A 231-nucleotide genomic window follows, 5' to 3' on the forward strand; every position below is an offset into this window, starting at 1 on the left:
CGATCCAGGCGAGGCTCAGACCGGCGCCGGGCCAGTTCGGCACCGGCGTGCCCCCCGCGGCGGCGCCGCTGATCCCGTCGGCGAGAAAGGCGGTTGCCAGTCCGCTGTGCGCGACGACCAGCAGGGTGATGCCCGCCCGCCATCGAGGGGAGGCGGCGGGCCCCAGCGCGAGCAGCGCGAGCGGAGCGCCGGGCAGCGCCGCCCAGGCTCCGGGGACGACGCTCGCCCAGC

General features: G+C 78.8%; 1 protein-coding gene. It reads right to left on the minus strand.

Features of this window, described 5'->3' with window-relative positions; translation table 11 throughout:
- On the minus strand, positions 1 to 231 hold a 231-nt coding region (locus tag KVS71_RS19390), incomplete at both ends, for a hypothetical protein (protein WP_217585341.1).

It is taken from the genome of Microbacterium sp. GbtcB4, assembly GCF_019091465.1.
Classification (GTDB): Bacteria; Actinomycetota; Actinomycetes; order Actinomycetales; family Microbacteriaceae; genus Microbacterium; species Microbacterium paraoxydans.